Source organism: Collinsella sp. TM04-29 (assembly GCF_003466565.1).
Taxonomy (GTDB): Bacteria; Actinomycetota; Coriobacteriia; order Coriobacteriales; family Coriobacteriaceae; genus Collinsella.
Genome location: NZ_QSPW01000001.1, coordinates 279,199 through 297,879 on the forward strand (window position 1 = coordinate 279,199; position 18,681 = coordinate 297,879).

An 18,681-nucleotide genomic window follows, 5' to 3' on the forward strand; every position below is an offset into this window, starting at 1 on the left:
ACCGCACTTAAAAGGGGCATATATGCCGCCGCCATGGGGCCACGGTGACGAATAGGACGCCGCTTGGGATGGCGACGGTAGATTCGGTTGTCCATAGATTGCTTCTGAATTGAAAACGGCTGCGTCGGGGTGCCGACGGCCGAAGGCGATGCCGCTGTGGCACGCGGTAGCTATTTGATTCAATTGGGAGCCGTTAATCGTCCAGACGGACCCTGAGGGATAATAGGGTGACCGGGGCATATGAAGATCGCTCGGTGCCGATGACGGCTAGGGCGGAGATCAGCAAGAGGGTGATGAACGATGTCGCGCCCACGGGGACGGTGTCACCGCCACGGGCGATCGACAGATTGCCGGCGAGCTCGGCGCAGATGGTGCAGCCCGCGCCGGTGCAGTCATGATGCAACTCATGGGCGGTTGCGATGGGGGAGAGGATGGTTACCGCGAGAAGGGCGAAGACGAGAGCCAGGGCGAGCAGGCGAGTGCGAACGGGCGGCATGGAGTCGCGTGCATCGCGATTCGGTGCTATATCTCGCCATGCCGAGGTGCTCAGCTCATCGGTCATCTGCCCTCCCTTCCTCTCATCTGGGCATATTTCATCTGGAGGATTGTAGTCTTGAGAAGCTGATTCACAAAGTTGCCGCGCTAAAACTTCATGCTTTCCGGTCCGCCTTGGGGCTGCGCATAAGTTATCCTCCGACATTCAGAAAATCTAAGTGCCAAAAAATAAGATTTTTTGACTCCGTGTTGTATAACCCGCCATTCGTGGGTACCATTCAACGCGTACGCAAACAAAAAGGGTTAATTCGCGTGGCATAACCACGCGGCCCAAAAAGGAGGAGACAAGCATGTCGTCTTTGAAGCCGCTTGCAGATCGTGTTCTGGTCAAGCCCGACGAGGCCGAGCAGAAGACCGCTTCTGGTCTGTATATCGCCAGCAACGCTCAGGAGAAGCCGCAGCGCGGCACCATCGTTGCCGTTGGCGCCGGCAAGGTCAACGACAAGGGTGAGCGCATCCCCATGGACGTCAAGGAAGGCGACGTTGTCATCTACGGTAAATTCGGTGGCAACGAGGTCAAGGTCGACGGCGAGAAGTATCTGCTGATGCGCGCCGACGACATCTACGCCGTCGTCGAGGCCTAAGCCTCAGCCGGAATCGCACGATTCGTCTTTGAACGCGCCCGCCGCAAATGACTCGGTGCGGCGACGCGAGTCACGTTTCTTTTGGAGGATTACCTACCATGGCAAAGAACATTACGTTCAACACCGATGCCCGCGCTAAGCTCGCCAAGGGTGTCAACACTCTGGCCGACGCCGTTACCGTCACCATGGGCCCCAAGGGTCGCTACGTTGCTCTGCAGCGCACGTTTGGTGCCCCGACCATCACCAACGACGGCGTTTCCGTCGCCAAGGAGATTGAGCTCGAGGACAACATCGAGAACATGGGTGCCCAGCTGGTGAAGGAGGTCGCCACCAAGACCAACGACACCGTGGGTGACGGCACCACCACCGCAACCCTGCTCGCTCAAGCCATCGTCAACGACGGTCTGCGCAACGTCGCCGCTGGCGCCAACCCGCTGGCCATCCGTCGCGGCATCGACAAGGCCGTCAACGCCGCCGTCGCCGAGATGAAGAAGCAGGCCAAGCCGGTCGAGACCAAGGAGCAGATTGCTTCCGTCGGTACCATCTCCGCCGGTGACCCCGAGGTCGGCGAGAAGATCGCCGAGGCCATGGAGGTCGTGGGCAAGGACGGCGTCATCACCGTCGAGGATTCCCAGACGTTCGACATCACCATCGACACCGTCGAGGGCATGCAGTTCGACAAGGGCTACGTCTCCGCTTACTTCGTCACGGATAACGACCGCATGGAGGCCGTGATGAAGGATCCGTACATCCTCATCACCGACCAGAAGATCTCCAGCGTCCAGGACATCATGCCTGTTCTCGAGGCTGTCCAGCGCGCTGGCCGTGGCCTGCTCATCATCGCTGAGGACATCGATGGCGAGGCTCTGCCGACCCTCGTCCTCAACAAGATTCGTGGCGCCCTCAACGTCTGCGCCGTCAAGGCCCCGGGCTACGGCGATCGCCGCAAGCGCATCCTGGAGGACATCGCCGTCCTCACCGGTGGCCAGGCTGCTCTGGACGAGCTGGGCGTGAAGGTCGCTGACATCACCGCCGATATGCTCGGTACCGCTAAGTCCGTCACTATCTCCAAGGACAACACCGTCGTCGTCGGCGGCGCTGGCTCCAAGGAGGCCATCGACGCTCGTATCGCTCAGATCAAGGGTGAGATGGAGAACACCACCTCTGACTTCGACCGTGAGAAGCTCCAGGAGCGCCTGGCCAAGCTCTCCGGTGGCGTTGCCGTCATCAAGGTCGGCGCTGCTACCGAGTCCGAGCTCAAGGAGATCAAGCACCGCGTCGAGGACGCCCTGCAGGCAACCCGCGCTGCTGTCGAGGAGGGCATTGTCGCCGGTGGCGGCGTCGCCTTCATGGACGCTGCTCCTGCGCTCGACGCCGTTGAGCTCGACGACCCCGAGGAGAAGATCGGTGTCGACATCGTCAAGAAGGCTCTGACTGCTCCGGTCGCTACCATCGCCAAGAACGCTGGTTTTGAGGGCGCTGTCGTGGTCGACAAGGTTGCCGAGCTGCCCGCCGGCCAGGGTCTCAACTCTGCCAACGGCGAGTGGGGCGACATGATCGAGATGGGCGTCCTCGACCCCGTCAAGGTCAGCCGCGTCACCCTGCAGAACGCTGCTTCTGTCGCCAGCCTGATTCTCATCACCGAGGCTACCGTCTCCGATGTGCCCAAGAACACTCAGCTTGAGGATGCTATCGCTGCTGCTACCGCTGGTCAGCAGGGCGGCGGTATGTACTAAGGCCGACAAGGTCTAGAACTCCCACCGGGGATCCGGGGGCGTGACGGGGGCTTCTCTCCGGAACGTCCTCGGACATGCAAAGAGGCTCCGCATCGCGCTTCGCGCTGCGGAGCCTCTTTGCGTCCTGCGGAATGTTCCGGAGAGAAGCCCCCGTCACGCCCCCGGATTCCCTGCGTTTACGGCCTTGAGGTCGGCGGGCGGAGGAGGACGTGGTTGTGGGGGATGCGTGTCCCGGTCGCTGTTTCGCGGCTCTGCCGCGAAAGGCGCGCTACTTTGGGGCGGATGGAGGACGTGATTGTTGCGCTAACTTGTCCCTACCGCATTTCTGGAGCGTTTCCCCACCACAAATTACCCTTGGCATACTTGCGCGAACGATTGCTCGTGCTACACTTGCAATTGCTGTTTCAGGGCGGGGTGAAATTCCCCACTGGCGGTAAATCGGGCGGTGTCAAAGGGGCGCCGTGGCGCAGGCGAGATGCCTGCGGCCGAGCCGAGGAGTCCGCGACCCGTGTGTGCGTTGGTTCGCATGCCGGCTGAACTGGTGAGATTCCAGTACCAACGGTTAGAGTCCGGATGAAAGAGGCAGGTGATCTTATGTCTGAACAGTCGCAGCATATCCATTTTGAGAACACGAATAGGTGGAGCACCAAACAGCTCGTTACCATGGCGTTGATGTGCGCCTTGGGTGCCCTGTTTATGTACGTGCAGCTGCCCATCCTTCCTTCGGCGCCGTTTTTGACCTATGACCCGTCGCTGGTGCCGGCGATGGTGTGTGGGTTTGCATATGGCCCCGGTGCCGGTACTGCTGTTGCCGCCATGGCGATCGTTATCCATGCGCTCACTACGGGCGACTGGGTCGGCGCGCTTATGAACCTGGTTGCCACGCTGGGCTACATTCTGCCCGCGGCTATCGTCTACCAGAAGATGCATACCTATAAGGGTGCCGTGATTGGCCTAGCGCTCGGCGTCATTGCCGCTACGGCGTTGTCTATGGTCGCAAACCTTACCATTGGTGTTTGGTTCTGGTATGGCTCGGTCGATGTGATCGCCCCGCTCATGATTCCTGCCGTGCTGCCGTTCAACCTCATCAAGACCGTGCTCAACTCGGTGTTGACGCTGGCGGTGTACAAGGCGGTCTCTAATCTCATTACGCCCAAGAAGGACCAGGTCAAAGGCCGCGCATGATTGAGTGTCGGGGCGTTTCCTTTAGCTATGACGGTGCCACACCGGCACTCGACGGCATCGATCTGAACATCGAGGATGGCGAGTTTTTCTGCATCCTCGGCGGAAACGGGTCGGGCAAGTCGACGTTCGCCAAGCATTTGAACGCGCTGCTGCAGCCCGATACGGGAACGGTGCGCGTCAACGGCATGGACGCGTCCGATCCCGAGCTGGTCTACGACATCCGCTCGACTGCGGGCATGGTGTTCCAGAACCCGGATGATCAGCTGGTGGCGACGCTTGTCGAGGACGATGTTGCGTTCGGTCCCGAAAACCTTGGCGTGCCATCGGCCCAGATCGCGCAGCGTGTGCGAGATGTGCTGAAGGCCGTGGGCCTGGTGGGCTTTGAGCGCCACGAGACCCATGCGCTCTCGGGTGGCCAAAAGCAGCGCGTGGCGCTTGCCGGCGTGCTTGCCATGGAACCGCGCGTGCTCATATTGGACGAGGCTTCCTCGATGCTCGATCCGCGTGGACGCAAGGGCCTCATGAAGGCTTGCCGCGCGTTGCACGCTCGCGGCATGACCATCGTGATGATTACGCACTTTATGGAAGAGGCCGCCGAGGCCGATCGAGTCGCGGTGTTTCAGGCGGGGCGCGTTGCCATGCTCGGTACGCCCGAGGAAATCTTGACGCGGGCGGACGAACTTGCGCAGCTCAACCTGGACATGCCGGAGTCGTGCCGTTTGGGCATGGCACTTCGTGCGAAGGGCGTACCCGTTTGCGCGCAGGTGCGCGAGGCGGATATGGTTGCCGAGGTTGCGCAGGCCTATACCGAGCGGAGCGGGGCAGGCACTGCGGGGCAGCCTTCCGCGTCCCAGTTGGAAATCGCTGACGGCACTGTTCCGGTAGACAACGAGGACAACGCGTCGGAGCCTGTCATCGAGCTATCCCATGTTTCGTACAGTTATTCGCTCAGTCTGCGCGAGCGTCGCCGCTGGCATAAGCGCTCGGCCGTTGCGGGCAAATCGAGCAAACAGGCTCTCTGGGGAAACGACCCCAGCAGCCCGTGGGCGCTGCGCGATGTATCGCTGACGGCGCGTCGCGGCGAGTTCCTGGGCTTAGCAGGCCATACCGGTTCGGGTAAGTCGACGCTGGTCCAGCATCTCAACGGTTTGATTCGCCCCCAGGAGGGTTCCGTTTACGCGTTGGGGCTCGACCTGGCAAACAAGAAAGATGCCGCCGCGGTTAAGGCCAAGGTCGGCGTGGTGTTTCAATATCCCGAGCGTCAGCTGTTTGCCGAAACCGTGACGCAGGACGTGGCGTTTGGCCCGCACAACCTTGGCTTGTCGCAGGCCGAGGTCGCGCGCCGCGTTGAGTCATCGCTCGCGCGCGTGGGCCTCGACTTGGCCACGGTGGGCGACAAGAGTCCCTTTGAGCTTTCGGGTGGCCAACAGCGGCGCGTGGCGTTTGCTGGCGTGCTTGCCATGGAGCCCGAGGTCCTGGTACTCGATGAGCCCATGGCGGGGCTCGATCCGGCGGCGCGCAGTGATTTCCTGGAGCTCATCGATCGACTTCACCATGGGGGCCTGACCGTCGTCATGGTCTCACACAGTATGGATGACCTTGCCAATTGCTGCGATCGTATTGTCGTGATGAACGAGGGCGCGGTGTTTGCTGAGGGCACGCCCGCTCAGGTTTTTGCGCATGCGGATGAGCTTAAATCAATCGGCTTGGGTGTTCCCGCTGCCCAGCGCATGGCGTTGGCGCTCGCGGAAGCGGGCGTGCCGCTGCATCGCGGCGGGCTCTATACGGTTGAGTCGTTGGCCGACGAGTTGGCAGATTTGCCGATCGGTCGCTCAGGCGGTTCTTCTAACGTCTCGGACAAGGCCAAATCCGAAACGGTCGCGCGAGAGGAGGGTTGCTGATGGAGGCGTTTTCGTTTGGCAGCTACTATCCGAGCGATAGCGCGATCCATCGCCTGGATCCGCGCACCAAGCTGCTCCTGGGCTTTGTGTTTTTGATCACGACGCTGACCGTCGGCGGCTTCCGCGGATTGGCCCCTGTCGCAATTTTCGTTGTGCTGATCTATGTCGTGTCCCGGGTGCCGGCTCGTCGCGTTCTGTCGTCGATGGCGCCGCTGCTGGCAGTCGTCGTCGTGGTCGCGGTGCTCAACTTGTTTACCGATCAGAGTGGGCGCATCCTGTGGCAGCTCGGCTTTCTGCAGATAAGCGAGGGCTCACTGCGTTCTGCCGCCTTTATGGCGTGTCGCCTGACCCTGATGATGGCCGGCATGAGCGCCATTACGCTCACCACACCGACGCTCGACCTCACCGCGGGCTTTGAGCGTCTGCTCGCACCGTTTGCGCGCGTGGGGCTTCCGGCGCATGAGCTCGGCATGATCATGGGCATCGCGTTGCGCTTTATGCCGCAGTTCGCCACCGAGATGAAGCAGACGGCGGACGCGCAGGCAAGCCGCGGTGCACGCGTAACGGGTGGCCCGCTCGGCGGCGTGCGTATGCTCGGCAGTGTGGCGATTCCACTGTTCACGGGCGTGTTCCGTCATGCCGAGACGTTGTCTGCCGCCATGGATGCACGCTGCTATCACGGCGAGCAGGGCCGCACGCGTCTGCATGCGCTTGCATTTCGCCGCGGGGATGCGCTGGCTGCGGTGGTGACGATGCTGCTGTTTGCGTGTGTCATCGTCGTCAACCTTCAACTTGTTTAGGCGCGATTCGAGCGCAAGAAAGGGGTCCCTATGACCGACAACGACCGCACAGCTCAGCTTGAGCGCGCCTGCTCGTATCTCAGGCGCATTCCGGCGTGGTATCTGGCCACGACCGATGTGGCCGACGGGCATCAGCCTCGCGTGAGGCCGTTTTCGTTTGCCATGGTCGATGAAGGTAAGCTGTGGTTTTGCACGTCGCGCGACAAGGATGTGTGGGCGGAGCTGAGTGCGAATCCCAAGTTTGAGCTCTCGGGCTGGAAGCCGGGGGAATGCTGGATCGTATTGACCGGCGAAGCCGCACTTGAGGACGACGCAGTTGCGAGCGACAAGGTGCGTCAAGCGGGTTTTAAGCACATGGTGGGCATCGGCGAGGAACACGAGAGTGCCAACGACGGCCGCCTTGCTTTCTTTTCGGTCCGCAACATTGCCGCGCGCTTCTGTGATATCGACGGCAGCGAGGAGCGCCTGGAGCTCTAGCGCGTCTCAAATTAACTACCCGTTCCGAATTAGCTAGCGCCAGGAGGACACATGGACGGATTGAATACGGTGTTGGAGTATCTGACGTCGGTGCCGGCATGGTATTTGGCGACGAGCGTTGACGGACAGCCTCATGTGCGTCCGTTTTCGTTTGCGCAGATCCAGGACGGCAAGCTGTGGTTTGTAACAGCGCGCACCAAAGATGTGTGGCAAGAGCTGCTGCAAAACCAGCGCTTTGAGGCCACGAGTTGGTGGCCGGGCCATGGCTGGCTCATCTTGCGCGGGCGTGCCGGCTTGGATGACCGGGCTTTAGGCGAAATGCGCGAAGCTGGGTGGAAGCATCTAGAGCGCCTGGGCGAGCACTATGAGGGGCCTAACGACCCCACGCTCGTCTTCTTTAGCGTCGAGGATCCCGAGGCTTTTATCTGCAATCACGACGAATGGGTGCCGGTCGAGCTCTAGCCAGCTGGCTCATCCTAACAACTTGGTTTTCGCATGGGCGGGCCCCGTCTTGCCCGGCGCCGTTAGGAGCGCCGGTCAATACGGGGCCCGCTCCATTTGTCAATTCCTTCAAGCGAATGTGTCGGGAATGTTTCAATGCATGAATATGCAAGCCATTTACGTATTAATGCATCTTTTGGTGCTAAAGTTTCAATCCACTTCATAACGACCGCTGCGAAATGCGCATCGGTGCATAAATCGCAGACAAGGAGTCTGATATGTCTTTAAAGGTTGGAATCGTCGGCGCGGCTGGATATGCCGGAGCCGAGCTCATTCGCCTCGTCCTCGGTCATCCCGAGTTTGAACTTGCTGCCATTACGTCCAACGCCGATGCCGGCCAGCCGTTGTCTGCGGTGCACCCGAGCTTCACCGGCGTAAGCGATCTTGTCTTTACGACGCATGATGCCCCTGAGCTCAAGAACTGCGACGCGGTCTTTTTGGCCGTGCCGCACACGGCTGCCATGGCACAGGTGCCCGCGCTGCTTGCATCGGGCGTCTCCTGCTTTGATCTTTCGGCCGACTACCGTCTGAACGACGCGTCCGTTTTTGAGGCTTGGTATGCCGCCGAGCATACGAGCCCCGAGCTGCTCAAGACCCGTGCCTTCGGTCTGCCCGAGCTGTTCTGCCAGGACTTGGAGACCGCTGCATCCGACCATGCCGACGGCAAACCCGTGCTGGTCGCCTGCGCCGGTTGCTATCCCACCGCAACGAGCCTTGCCGCCGCGCCCGCCGTGCGCGCGGGCTGGGTGGCCGAGAACGGCCCCGTGATTGTCGATGCCATTAGCGGCGTGACGGGCGCCGGTAAGTCCTGCAACGCCCGCACCCATTTTTGCAGCGCCGACGAGAACTTGGAGGCCTACGGCGTGGGCAAGCATCGCCACACGCCCGAGATTGAGCAAATCCTTGGCCTGACCGATCGCGTCGTCTTTACCCCGCACCTGGCACCGCTCAAGCGCGGTCTGCTCTCCACGGTGACGCTGCCGCTCGCGCCGCAGGCTCTCGATACCTTGACCCTTGAGGACGTTGTCGACCATTACAAGCAGTTCTACGCCGGTCGCACCTTTGTGCGCGTGCTCGATGCCGGCCAGCAGCCCAAGACGGCTTCGGTCGTCGGCACCAACGCCGCCCAGATCGGCCTCGCGCTCAACAAGCGCGCGGGCGTTCTGGTGGCTACGGGCGCCATCGACAATCTATGCAAGGGTGCAGCAGGCCAGGCGGTCCAGTGCGCCAACATCGTCTTTGGTTTTGACGAGCGACGAGGCTTGCCCACGGTGGCGTGCCCGGTGTAGCACATTCGATTATTAACGATTTGGTAGTCGGGCATCGAGTGAGGCGCCACTCTTAAGCTGGTCAAGCAATTGCGACCAGCGTGGCGCGCTAGCCGATGCCCGCTTTTTTATTTGATATGGGGAGTCATAGGGACGATGAATACCGAGCTGATTGATATCAAGATTCGCGCCGTCGAAGGCGGCGTTACGGCAGCGGCCGGCTTTAAGGCAGCGGGCATCCATGCCGGATTCCGCAAGAATCCCGAGCGTCTGGATTACGCGCTCGTCGTGCCCGATAAACCCTGTCCCGGGGCCGGCGTGTTTACGACTAATCGCTTTTGTGCGGCGCCCGTGCAGGTGAGCCGTGCCAACCTGGGCGGTGCGGACAAGGGCTACGGCGTCATTGCCGGCGTTTCGGTCAACTCTGGCAATGCCAACGCCGCCACGGGTGAGACCGGTCTTGCCTGCGCGCGCGAGACCTGCAATATCGCCTCGCAGGTCATCGGCTGCGAACCTCAGCAGATTCTTGTCGCCTCCACGGGCGTGATCGGACAGATTCTGCCGATCGACGCGTTTGAGACTGCCGTTCCTGCCGCCTACGAGGCGCTCTCCGCCCATGGCGGTGCCGATGCCGCCCGCGCTATCATGACGACCGACACGCACTCCAAGGAGTATGCCGTGTGTTATCGCAGCGAGGCCGCGGGGCACGCAGGCAATGCCTATACGGTGGGCGGTATGTGCAAGGGCTCGGGCATGATCATGCCCAACATGGCAACCATGATCGCGGTCATCACTACCGATGCCCCCGTCGAGCCGGCGGCGCTCCACGCCCTGTTGCTCTCCACTGTCAAGCAGACCTTCAACAAGGTAACGGTCGATTCCGACACCTCGACCAACGACACCTGCATCATGCTTGCCTCCGGCGCCGCTGCCGCAGATGCCGGGCCTATTGTTGAGGGCTCTGACGCCTTCGACGAGCTGGCCTTTGCCGTGCATGAGGTGTGCGAGAGCCTGGCGCGCAACATCGCCGCAGATGGCGAGGGCGCGTCCAAGCTCGTGACGGTCAACGTCACCGGCGCCGTGAACGACGAGGAGGCCGATATCGCCGCTCGTGCTGTCGCCAACTCGCCGCTCGTCAAGACCTGCATCGCCGGCCACGACTGCAACTGGGGCCGCGTTGCCATGGCGCTCGGCAAGTGCGGCGTGCAGTTTAACCAAGAAGATGTGTCCATCGACATGATGGGCATGCCTGTCTGTCGCGACGGTCTGACTGTTCCCTTTGACGAGGACGAGGCTCTACGACGTTTCGAGGCGCCCGAGATCGTGATCTCGGCCGACCTGGGCGCAGGCGACGCGGCAACGACCGTGTGGACCTGCGACCTCACGCATGAGTACATCTCCATCAACGGCGACTACCGTTCCTAGATTCCAGGCACGCTGCGCATCTTGCCGCGATTGCGGACAGCGGAGCACGGCGCGATAACGATACGAAAGACGAGGCAGATTATGAAATTCGCACGCGATTGTCGATCGAGCGAATCCAACGAAGCAACCGCGCAGCTGCTGTTCGAAGCGCTGCCGTGGATTAAGAACCTGACCGGCAAGACGGTTGTTATCAAATATGGCGGAGCCGCCATGGTCGACGAGCAGCTGCGCCGCGACGTGATGAGCGACATCGTCCTGCTCAAGATCATCGGTATGCGTCCCGTCATCGTGCATGGTGGCGGCAAGGCTATCAACGAGGCGCTGAGCCATTACGATATTCCCGTCGAGTTTAAGAACGGCCAGCGCGTGACCACGCCGGCGACCATGGATATCGTGCGCGAGGTACTGGGCGGCAAGGTCAACCAGGAGCTGGTTGCTGCCATCAACCACCACGGCAACCTGGCCGTGGGCGTGTCGGGCAGCGATGCCGGCACGCTCATCGCCGAGCCTCTCGACCCCGAGCTCGGTCGAGTGGGCAAAGTGACACACGTTAACACCGACTATATCGAGCGCTTACTCGATAGCGAGTACATCCCCGTCATCGCTACCGTCGCGGCGGGGGAGGACGGCGGTTTCTTCAACATCAACGCCGATACCGCCGCCGGTGCCGTTGCGGCGGCGCTCCATGCGCACAAAGCGATTTTCTTGACCGATGTCGACGGTCTGTACAAGGACTTTGGCGACAAGGATTCGCTTATCTCCAACCTGACGCTCGACGAGGTCAATGAGATGCTCTACGGCGGCGAGGTCGATAAGGGCATGATTCCCAAGCTGCGCGCGGCCGTCGATGCGCTTGCCGGCGGCGTATTTCGTGCCCACATCATCAACGGCACCACGCCGCATTCGCTGCTGCTGGAGCTGCTGACCGATGCCGGCGTCGGCACCGTGATCCATTCCACCGAGACGGCCTACGAGTTCGATACGCATCCGCATCCGCTTTCGACGTTTGCTGCGCGTCTGACCGAGAACCTCGACGAGGTCGAGAAGCTTCAGACGGTCTAGCTGACCCGCAGCCGCCCCATTCCTGCACCCATAGGCCTGCGCCGTTCGGCGCTCAACGAAAGGCATCCCATGTCACTTGCAGCTCAGCAATCGCTTGAATCCAATTACGTTATGCATACCTTTGGCCGCTCTCCGGTCGAGTTTGTCGAGGGTCACGGCATGAAGCTCACCGGCGACGATGGCCGTGAGTACCTCGACTTTCTTGCCGGCATCGGCGTGTGCAGCCTAGGTCATGGCGACCCGGCTGTGCTCTCGGCGCTCGAGGCACAGACCAAAAAGCTCATGCATGTCTCCAATTACTTCTACATTGAGCAGCGCGGACAGGTCGCGGCGCTGCTGTCCAAGCTTGCTAACGACGACGTAGATGGTGCGCGCGTGCTTGCCGATGCCATTGCCGCCGGCGATGAGATCACGGCAGCTGCTCTTGGTGCCCCGGCTGCGGACGAGCAGGTGTGGGAGACCTTCTTTGCCAACTCCGGCGCCGAGGCCAACGAGGGCTCGATGAAGCTCGCGCGCCTGTACGCCAAGCGTGCCGGTAACGGTGGCAACACCATCGTGTGCATGCGCGGCGGTTTCCATGGCAGAACGCTTGAGACCATTGCCGCCACCATGCAGGATTGGCTGCAGGATAGTTTCCGCCCGCTGCCGGGTGGCTTTGTGGCCTGCACGCCCAACGATATCGATGAACTGCGTGCGATCTTTAAGCATCTGGGGAGCGAAATTTGTGCCGTGATGCTCGAGCCGATCCAGGGCGAGAGCGGTGTGCACCCCATGACCGAGGAGTTTATGGCGGCAGCGCGCGACCTGGCACACGAAGTGGGCGCCGTGCTTATCGCCGACGAGGTCCAGTGCGGCATCTTCCGCTGCGGCAAGCCGTTTGCATTCCAAGCCTATGGCGTGGAACCCGACATCATGAGCCTTGCCAAGGGCATTGCTGATGGCGTGCCCATGGGTGCCGTCGTAGCAAAGAAGGAGATTGCCGACGTGTTTAAGCCGGGCGACCACGGCTCGACGTTTGGCGGTAGCTGCTTGGCCATCGCGGCGTGTGCCGCGACGCTCTCCGCACTCGTGCGCGGCGATTATGCCGACCACGCTGCCAAGGTAGGCGCCTATATGGAGGCAAAGCTCGCCAAGCTGCCGAACGTGACCGAGGTGCGTGGCCGCGGCTTGATGCTCGGCTGCGATCTGGACGATACTGCGGGTGATGCACACGACGTTGTGGCCCGTGCATTGGGGGCTGGTGCCGTGATTAACGCTACGGGTGCCCATACGCTGCGTTTCCTGCCGCCGCTCGTCTGCGAGGAATCCGACGTGGACAGTCTGATCGAGATCCTGGCGGGTGTCTTGGGCTAACGCGGCACAATAACTCAATTTGGACCGGGTTCCGGACTGCGGACGTGCCCTATGTGGCATGATTCAGCGGTCTGGAGCCCGTTTTGCCTTAGATTTGCTAAGGCGGGGAGACCTGCTGGTCAAAAAACATTAAATATGAGTACTGTTACCGATTTGGTCGCAGCAATTTTGGACTAATAAGACCAGATGGCAAGTCGAAATGGCGATGAATGCACGATTTTGATCTAATTGTTAGTCCTTATAATGGACATATGTTGCGTAACTTAAGCAAATACTATCTTTTGATATGTTGTAAGCAAGGTAGCAGTACTCATTTTTGCCATTTTCTGGCCACGGCCTTTGTGACAGACGTGCTGGCGGGTTCGAATCCCATGCGCTGGGCCTGAAAAAAAGAAAGGCCTCCATCGCTGGAGGCCTAACAATTCAGTGGTGGGCGATGAGGGATGTCGCGTGCGGCTGGCGCCGCCCGCTCTCGCTTCGGGCCTGCGGCCCTCGCGTGCTGCGCTGGAAAACGTTTCGCGTTTCCTCAGCTCCGCACCCTTGTGGGTTCGAATCCCATGAAATGGGCCCAAGCAAAAACGGCCCCCTTTCGAGGACCGTTTCCAAATCAGTGGTGGGCGATGAGGGATGTCGCGTGCGGCTGGCGCCGCCCGCTCTCGCTTCGGGCCTGCGGCCCTCGCGTGCTGCGCTGGAAAACGCTTCGCGTTTCCTCAGCTCCGCACCCTGTCGGGTTCGAATCCCATGAAATGGGCCCAAGCAAAAACGGTCCCCTTTCGAGGACCGTTTCCAAATCAGTGGTGGGCGATGAGGGATGTCGCGTGCGGCTGGCGCCGCCCGCTCTCGCTTCGGGCCTGCGGCCCTCGCGTGCTGCGCTGGAAAACGCTTCGCGTTTCCTCAGCTCCGCACCCTGTCGGGTTCGAATCCCATGAAATGGGCCCAAACAAAAACGGTCCTCTTGCGAGGACCGTTTCCAATTCAATGGTGGGCGATGAGGGATTCGAACCCCCAGCCTTGTGCGTGTAAAGCACCTGCGCTAACCGTTGCGCCAATCGCCCATGCGGAGAGAGTATAGCAAAACAATCGCCCCATTCACCTCATATCCATTAAAGGTAACCGGCGCGTGTCGGCGCGGAGCTGATTCAGTTGAGATTGCCTGAACATTCCGTCCCTCTTTACACCCTCGGGTATACTCAAAAGCTACTGATTCGATTTGATGCCCAGCAACAGCAGAGGGGATAGTATATGTGCGGTTTTGTCGGTTTTGTCGGTGGGACGGATAACCAATCCGAGGTGCTCACCAAGATGATGGACCGCATCGTCCATCGTGGTCCCGACATGGGCGGCCAGTTTATCGACGGCCGCGTTGCCCTCGGCTTCCGCCGCCTGTCGATCCTCGACCTGACCGAGGCTGGCGCCCAACCTATGGCCAACGAGGACGGTAGCGTCGTCATTGTCTTCAACGGCGAGATCTACAACTTCCAAGAACTCCGTTCCGAGCTCGAGGCCAAGGGCTACAAGTTCCACTGCGGCGCCGACACCGAGAGCCTTCTGCACGGCTACGAGGAGTGGGGCGAGGCAGTACTCGATCGCTTGCGCGGTATGTACGCCTTCGTCATCTGGGACAAGAAGAAGAACAAGCTTTTTGGCGCCCGTGATATCTTTGGCATCAAGCCGCTCTACTACTATCCCATGGCCGATGCGGGTGACGGCGCTCCGGGCGTGCTCTTTGGTTCCGAGATCAAGAGCTTCCTGGACTACCCGCACTTCCACAAGGCGGTCAACAAAAAGGCCCTGCGTCCGTACATGACGCTGCAGTATTCGGCAACCGAGGAGACCTTCTTCGAGGGTGTCTACAAGCTGCCGCCGGCGCATTACTTTACCGTAGACATCCCGACCGGCAAGATGAACATCGAGCGCTACTGGGATTGCGATTACTCTGCCGTCGAGAAGCCGTTCGAGGAGTACGTCGACGAGCTGGATGAGGTCGTGCACGAGAGCGTCGAGGCCCATCGCATCGCCGACGTCAAGGTCGCGTCGTTCCTCTCCGGTGGCGTCGACTCCAGCTACATCGCCGCTTGCCTCATGCCCGACAAGACCTTCTCGGTGGGCTTCGATTACAAGAATTTCAACGAGACTAACTACGCCAAGGAACTTTCTGACAAGCTCGGCGTCGAGAATGTCCGCAAGATGATTACCGCCGACGAGTTCTTCGGTGCGCTTGAGGACATCCAGTATCACATGGACGAGCCGCAGTCCAACCTGTCTTCCGTGCCGCTGTGGTTCTTGGCCGAGATGGCCCGCAAGGACGTCACCGTCGTGCTTTCGGGCGAAGGCGCCGACGAGCTCTTTGGCGGCTACGCCTACTACGAGGACACGGTCCCAGTCCGCAAGTACAAAAAGATGGTGCCGCTGCCCATCCGTCGCGCGCTCGGTAACCTGGCGTTGCATATGCCGTACTTCAAGGGACATAACTTCCTGGTAAAGGGTGCCGAGATCCCCGAGAAGTCGTTCCTGGGACAGGCTCTGGTATGGCCGGAGCGCGAGGTCGACGGCGTGCTCAAGCCCGAGTACAACACCGGCGATGGCGCCTTCGAGCTTGCCGCTCCCATCTATGCGCGCGTGAAGGGTCAGCCCGAGCTAGTCAAGAAGCAGTACCTGGACATGAACATGTGGCTCCCGGGCGACATTCTGCTCAAGGCCGACAAGATGTGCATGGCGCACTCGCTGGAGCTGCGCGTGCCCTTCCTGGACCGCAAAGTCATGGAGTTCGCCGAGCACATTCCCGACCGCTACCGCATCAACGAGAACGGCAACAAACAGGTACTCCGCCACGCTGCCAACAAGTCGCTGCCCGATGAGTGGGCCACCCGTCCCAAGGTGGGCTTCCCGGTGCCGATTGTCTACTGGCTGCGCGAGCAAAAGTGGTACGACTATGTCAAGGAGTACTTCACCGCGCCGTGGGCAAGCGAGTTCTTCGATACCGACGAGCTCATGCACCTGCTCGATCTGCACTTTGCGGGCAAGGGCGATTTCCAGCGCAAGATCTATACGCCGCTCGTGTTCCTGGTGTGGTACAAGCGCTTCTTTATCGACGAGGACCAGCCCGCTGTTCAGGCTGCCTAGCCTCGGCTAACGAACGCCTGCGCGTAACGGCTCCTCCGGGAGCCGTTTTTGCGTGGGTGCGTTTCAGTTACTATAAAAACCGTCCCTGCCAAGTGGCTGAGAAAGGTGAAAGATGCACCATTCGGATTCCGCGACCGTGACCACGGTCGATACGCTTGCCAAGCTTCTCGACGTGTGCGGCGAGCTGCGCGCATCAGAGCAGGTTGACGAGCGTGCCGTGACCGGCTGCTCGTTTGATTCGCGCGCGGTCTCGGCAGGTGACGTGTTCTTTTGCAAAGGTGCTGCCTTTAAGCCCGCGTTTTTGAGCATGGCGCTCGATGCGGGTGCCGTCGCATTTGTGTGCGAAGAGTCGCTGGTCGAGTCTCTGGAGCCGCTGGCGCAGGAGAGCGGTGCTGCGATGCTGGTTGTTGATAGCGTTCGCACGGTCATGGCCCTGTTGCCGCCGGAGGTCTACGACCGTCCCGACCACGACGTCAAGATCGTGGGCATCACCGGTACCAAGGGAAAGACCACGGCCGCTTTTATGCTTCAGTCCATCATCAAGGCAGCGGGCGAATCCTGCGGCATGATCGGCTCGGTGAGTACCGACGATGGCATCGAGTGCTACGAGAGCACCAATACTACGCCCGAGGCCCCCGAGGTCTGGCGCCATATCGCCAACTGCCGTGAGTCCGGTCGCCAGTCCATGGTCATGGAGGTCTCGAGCCAGGCGCTCAAGTACCAACGCGTCGAGAATCTGCCGTTTGACGTGGCGTGCTTCCTCAACATCGGGCGTGACCACATCTCGCCGATCGAACACCCCACGTTTGAGGATTATTTTGAGAGCAAACTCAGGATCTTTGACCAGGCAAAGACCGCCGTGGTGAATCTGGGCACCGAAGAGGTTGACCGTGTGCTGGAGGCAGCGTCGACGGCCGAGCGCTTGGTGACCGTTGGCGTCGAGCATCCCGAGGCAAGCCTGTGGGCAAGCGATGTCCGCGTGGTCGGCTTTAACATCGAGTTTAACCTGCATGGCCTGTGTGCCGACGAGTCCGAGGCGGGGGAGAAGGTCCTGCTGGGCATCGCGGGCGACTTTAACGTGGAGAACGCGCTGGTCGCTATCGCCGCTGCGCACGAGATCGGCATCGGTATCGATGCCATCAAGAAGGGCCTCTCCAAGCTTCGTGTGCCGGGCCGTATGGAGGTCGTGGAGTCGAAGGACGGCCGCGTGATCTGCGTCGTTGACTATGCGCACAACCAGCTTTCGTTCCGTTCGCTTTTCTCGTCGGTCAAGCGCGCGTTTCCCACTAGTCCAGTCATTGCAGTGTTTGGCGCTGCCGGCGGCAAGGCGCAGGAGCGCCGCGAGCAGCTTCCGCGCGAGGCCGCACCATATTCCGACCTGATGATCTTTGCCAACGAGGACCCGGCTCACGAGGACCCGATGAAGGTCTGTCGCGAGCTTGCCGAGCATGTTCCCGACGATACGCCGAACGAGATCATCCTCGACCGTGAAGCCGCTGTGCATGCGGCGTTCAAGGCGGCGCGCGAGGAGTACGTCAACCCCAATGCTCCCACCATTGTCTTGCTGCTGGCAAAGGGTGACGAGGAGCTCATGCACGTGGGCGACGAGTTCGTGCCCATCGAGAGCGACCTTTCGTTGGCCAATCGCCTGATCGATGTTACCCAGTTTGACTAATGAACCATGATGGCGAAGGCGCCCTGAGTGCGCTGTCGCCATAAACGTGTTCCCTCAATCAAAACATGCCGTCCAAGCCCAAACCCTTCTACGTAAACGGAGTAACCATGTCCCACAACACCCTGCCGACCGTCGCCGAGCTTTCGGGCGAGATGCGCGAGCGCTTGGCCAAGGTTAAGTACGTCTTTACCGACCTGGATGCTACGATGCTCGCACCCGGCTCGTGCGTGCTGCGCGACAACGACGGCAACCCCTCGACCAAGCTCGTCGAGGCTGTCGTGGCACTTGCCCGCGCCGGCATCCAAGTGGTTCCCACCTCGGGCCGCAACCGTACCATGATCCACGAGGACGCGCGCGTGCTCGGCCTCAACTCTTACATTGGTGAGATGGGTGGCCTGGTCATGTACGATCTCAAGGCCAACGATTGGGAGTATCTGACCGGCGATATGCCCTACGACCCATCTTGCGGTCTCACGCCGCACCAGGTGATCGAGCAGACTGGCGTGTGCGAGAAGATCCTCGCCCGCTGGCCGCACAAGATCGAGTATCACAACGACATGTCGACCGGCTACAAGTACCGCGAGGTTACCGTCGGCATGCGCGGCGACATCCCCGATGACGAGGCGCAGGCCATCCTCGACGAGGCCGGCTGCGGCCTGGTGTGGGCCTGTAACGGTCACCTGACGCATCTGTCCAAGCCGACGACGCTCGAGCTCGATCGCGTCGAGGACGGTCGCGCGTTTAACATCAATCCCGCCGGCCTCAACAAGGGCGTTGCCATCGCGCGCTTCTGCGAGCACCTGGGGATTGAGCGCGAGGAGACGCTCGCGCTCGGCGATTCCGAGTCCGACTTCTACATGGCCGATCACGTGGGCACGTTCTGCCTGGTCGAGAATGGCCTGACGAGCGCCGGCGCGCCCGAGTTCCTGGCTGCTTGCGAGAACGCTTTCGTTACGCGCGGCAAAATTGTCGACGGTTGGGCGGCGACGGCAGAGCTGCTGGTCGCGGCGCGTTCGTAGCGCGGCGTCGCCGCACT

General features: G+C 60.9%; 15 protein-coding genes, 1 tRNA gene and 1 riboswitch. Of the genes, 14 read left to right on the top strand and 2 right to left on the bottom strand.

Features of this window, described 5'->3' with window-relative positions:
• Positions 1-193 precede the first annotated feature (193 nt).
• Positions 194-562 carry a hypothetical protein gene (locus DXD39_RS01220; protein ID WP_117802898.1) on the bottom strand — a complete coding sequence of 123 codons (369 nt, stop codon included), beginning with the start codon at positions 560-562 and terminating at the stop codon, positions 194-196.
• 283 nt (positions 563-845) lie between these two features.
• Between DXD39_RS01220 and groES the strand changes: the two genes are divergently transcribed.
• The 11 genes from groES to DXD39_RS01275 all read left to right on the top strand — a co-directional run bounded on the left by groES (position 846) and on the right by DXD39_RS01275 (position 12,847).
• The gene (groES, locus tag DXD39_RS01225) at positions 846-1,139 is read left to right on the top strand and encodes a co-chaperone GroES (RefSeq protein ID WP_089572547.1); all 294 of its coding nucleotides are present in this window, start codon (positions 846-848) and stop codon (positions 1,137-1,139) included.
• Between the two features lie 98 nt (positions 1,140-1,237).
• Positions 1,238-2,875, top strand: a complete 1,638-nt coding sequence (groL, locus tag DXD39_RS01230) for a chaperonin GroEL (protein ID WP_022094352.1) — start codon at positions 1,238-1,240, stop codon at positions 2,873-2,875.
• A gap of 396 nt (positions 2,876-3,271) precedes the next feature.
• Positions 3,272-3,464: riboswitch (FMN riboswitch) on the top strand.
• Positions 3,465-3,469: 5 nt separating this feature from the next.
• Positions 3,470-4,060, top strand: coding sequence for an ECF transporter S component (locus DXD39_RS01235; protein WP_117655907.1), 591 nt, complete (start codon positions 3,470-3,472; stop codon positions 4,058-4,060).
• A complete protein-coding gene (locus tag DXD39_RS01240; protein WP_117802899.1) occupies positions 4,057-5,961 on the top strand; it encodes an energy-coupling factor transporter ATPase in 1,905 nt (634 codons plus the stop codon). The genes DXD39_RS01235 and DXD39_RS01240 overlap by 4 nt, the downstream gene beginning before the upstream one ends.
• Complete coding sequence (locus tag DXD39_RS01245; RefSeq protein ID WP_117802900.1) at positions 5,961-6,761, top strand: energy-coupling factor transporter transmembrane protein EcfT; 801 nt, start codon at positions 5,961-5,963, stop codon at positions 6,759-6,761. Before DXD39_RS01240 ends, DXD39_RS01245 begins: the two co-directional genes overlap by 1 nt.
• 30 nt (positions 6,762-6,791) lie before the next feature.
• Complete coding sequence (locus DXD39_RS01250) at positions 6,792-7,238, top strand: pyridoxamine 5'-phosphate oxidase family protein (RefSeq protein ID WP_117637581.1); 447 nt, start codon at positions 6,792-6,794, stop codon at positions 7,236-7,238.
• A 51-nt stretch (positions 7,239-7,289) separates the two neighbouring features.
• The gene (locus DXD39_RS01255; RefSeq protein WP_117637582.1) at positions 7,290-7,700 is read left to right on the top strand and encodes a pyridoxamine 5'-phosphate oxidase family protein; all 411 of its coding nucleotides are present in this window, start codon (positions 7,290-7,292) and stop codon (positions 7,698-7,700) included.
• 257 nt (positions 7,701-7,957) lie between these two features.
• Positions 7,958-9,028 (top strand): N-acetyl-gamma-glutamyl-phosphate reductase, encoded by a 1,071-nt coding sequence (gene argC / locus DXD39_RS01260; protein ID WP_117802901.1) that lies wholly within the window; start codon positions 7,958-7,960, stop codon positions 9,026-9,028.
• Between the two features lie 135 nt (positions 9,029-9,163).
• On the top strand, positions 9,164-10,432 hold the full coding sequence (gene argJ / locus DXD39_RS01265) for a bifunctional glutamate N-acetyltransferase/amino-acid acetyltransferase ArgJ (RefSeq protein ID WP_199572103.1): 1,269 nt from the start codon (positions 9,164-9,166) through the stop codon (positions 10,430-10,432).
• An 81-nt stretch (positions 10,433-10,513) separates the two neighbouring features.
• Entirely contained in the window at positions 10,514-11,494 is a 981-nt protein-coding gene (gene argB / locus DXD39_RS01270) for an acetylglutamate kinase (protein ID WP_117637585.1), read from the top strand.
• A gap of 69 nt (positions 11,495-11,563) precedes the next feature.
• Positions 11,564-12,847 (top strand): aminotransferase class III-fold pyridoxal phosphate-dependent enzyme, encoded by a 1,284-nt coding sequence (locus DXD39_RS01275; RefSeq protein WP_117802902.1) that lies wholly within the window; start codon positions 11,564-11,566, stop codon positions 12,845-12,847.
• A gap of 979 nt (positions 12,848-13,826) precedes the next feature.
• Here the strand turns inward: DXD39_RS01275 and DXD39_RS01280 are convergent.
• Positions 13,827-13,902 (bottom strand) — tRNA-Val (locus tag DXD39_RS01280).
• Between the two features lie 187 nt (positions 13,903-14,089).
• Here DXD39_RS01280 and asnB point away from each other — a divergent pair.
• The 3 genes from asnB to DXD39_RS01295 all read left to right on the top strand — a co-directional run bounded on the left by asnB (position 14,090) and on the right by DXD39_RS01295 (position 18,664).
• The gene (asnB, locus tag DXD39_RS01285; RefSeq protein ID WP_117563808.1) at positions 14,090-15,970 is read left to right on the top strand and encodes an asparagine synthase (glutamine-hydrolyzing); all 1,881 of its coding nucleotides are present in this window, start codon (positions 14,090-14,092) and stop codon (positions 15,968-15,970) included.
• 112 nt (positions 15,971-16,082) lie between these two features.
• Complete coding sequence (locus DXD39_RS01290; protein ID WP_117802903.1) at positions 16,083-17,645, top strand: Mur ligase family protein; 1,563 nt, start codon at positions 16,083-16,085, stop codon at positions 17,643-17,645.
• Positions 17,646-17,752: 107 nt separating this feature from the next.
• Entirely contained in the window at positions 17,753-18,664 is a 912-nt protein-coding gene (locus tag DXD39_RS01295) for an HAD family hydrolase (protein WP_099432110.1), read from the top strand.
• The last annotated feature ends 17 nt before the right edge of the window (positions 18,665-18,681 follow it).

Coding starts and splice junctions, on each gene's coding strand:
- DXD39_RS01220 (WP_117802898.1), bottom strand. CDS start 562: ATGACCGATGAGCTGAGCACCTCGGCATGGCGAGATATAGCACCGAAT.
- groES (WP_089572547.1), top strand. CDS start 846: ATGTCGTCTTTGAAGCCGCTTGCAGATCGTGTTCTGGTCAAGCCCGAC.
- groL (WP_022094352.1), top strand. CDS start 1,238: ATGGCAAAGAACATTACGTTCAACACCGATGCCCGCGCTAAGCTCGCC.
- DXD39_RS01235 (WP_117655907.1), top strand. CDS start 3,470: ATGTCTGAACAGTCGCAGCATATCCATTTTGAGAACACGAATAGGTGG.
- DXD39_RS01240 (WP_117802899.1), top strand. CDS start 4,057: ATGATTGAGTGTCGGGGCGTTTCCTTTAGCTATGACGGTGCCACACCG.
- DXD39_RS01245 (WP_117802900.1), top strand. CDS start 5,961: ATGGAGGCGTTTTCGTTTGGCAGCTACTATCCGAGCGATAGCGCGATC.
- DXD39_RS01250 (WP_117637581.1), top strand. CDS start 6,792: ATGACCGACAACGACCGCACAGCTCAGCTTGAGCGCGCCTGCTCGTAT.
- DXD39_RS01255 (WP_117637582.1), top strand. CDS start 7,290: ATGGACGGATTGAATACGGTGTTGGAGTATCTGACGTCGGTGCCGGCA.
- argC (WP_117802901.1), top strand. CDS start 7,958: ATGTCTTTAAAGGTTGGAATCGTCGGCGCGGCTGGATATGCCGGAGCC.
- argJ (WP_199572103.1), top strand. CDS start 9,164: ATGAATACCGAGCTGATTGATATCAAGATTCGCGCCGTCGAAGGCGGC.
- argB (WP_117637585.1), top strand. CDS start 10,514: ATGAAATTCGCACGCGATTGTCGATCGAGCGAATCCAACGAAGCAACC.
- DXD39_RS01275 (WP_117802902.1), top strand. CDS start 11,564: ATGTCACTTGCAGCTCAGCAATCGCTTGAATCCAATTACGTTATGCAT.
- asnB (WP_117563808.1), top strand. CDS start 14,090: ATGTGCGGTTTTGTCGGTTTTGTCGGTGGGACGGATAACCAATCCGAG.
- DXD39_RS01290 (WP_117802903.1), top strand. CDS start 16,083: ATGCACCATTCGGATTCCGCGACCGTGACCACGGTCGATACGCTTGCC.
- DXD39_RS01295 (WP_099432110.1), top strand. CDS start 17,753: ATGTCCCACAACACCCTGCCGACCGTCGCCGAGCTTTCGGGCGAGATG.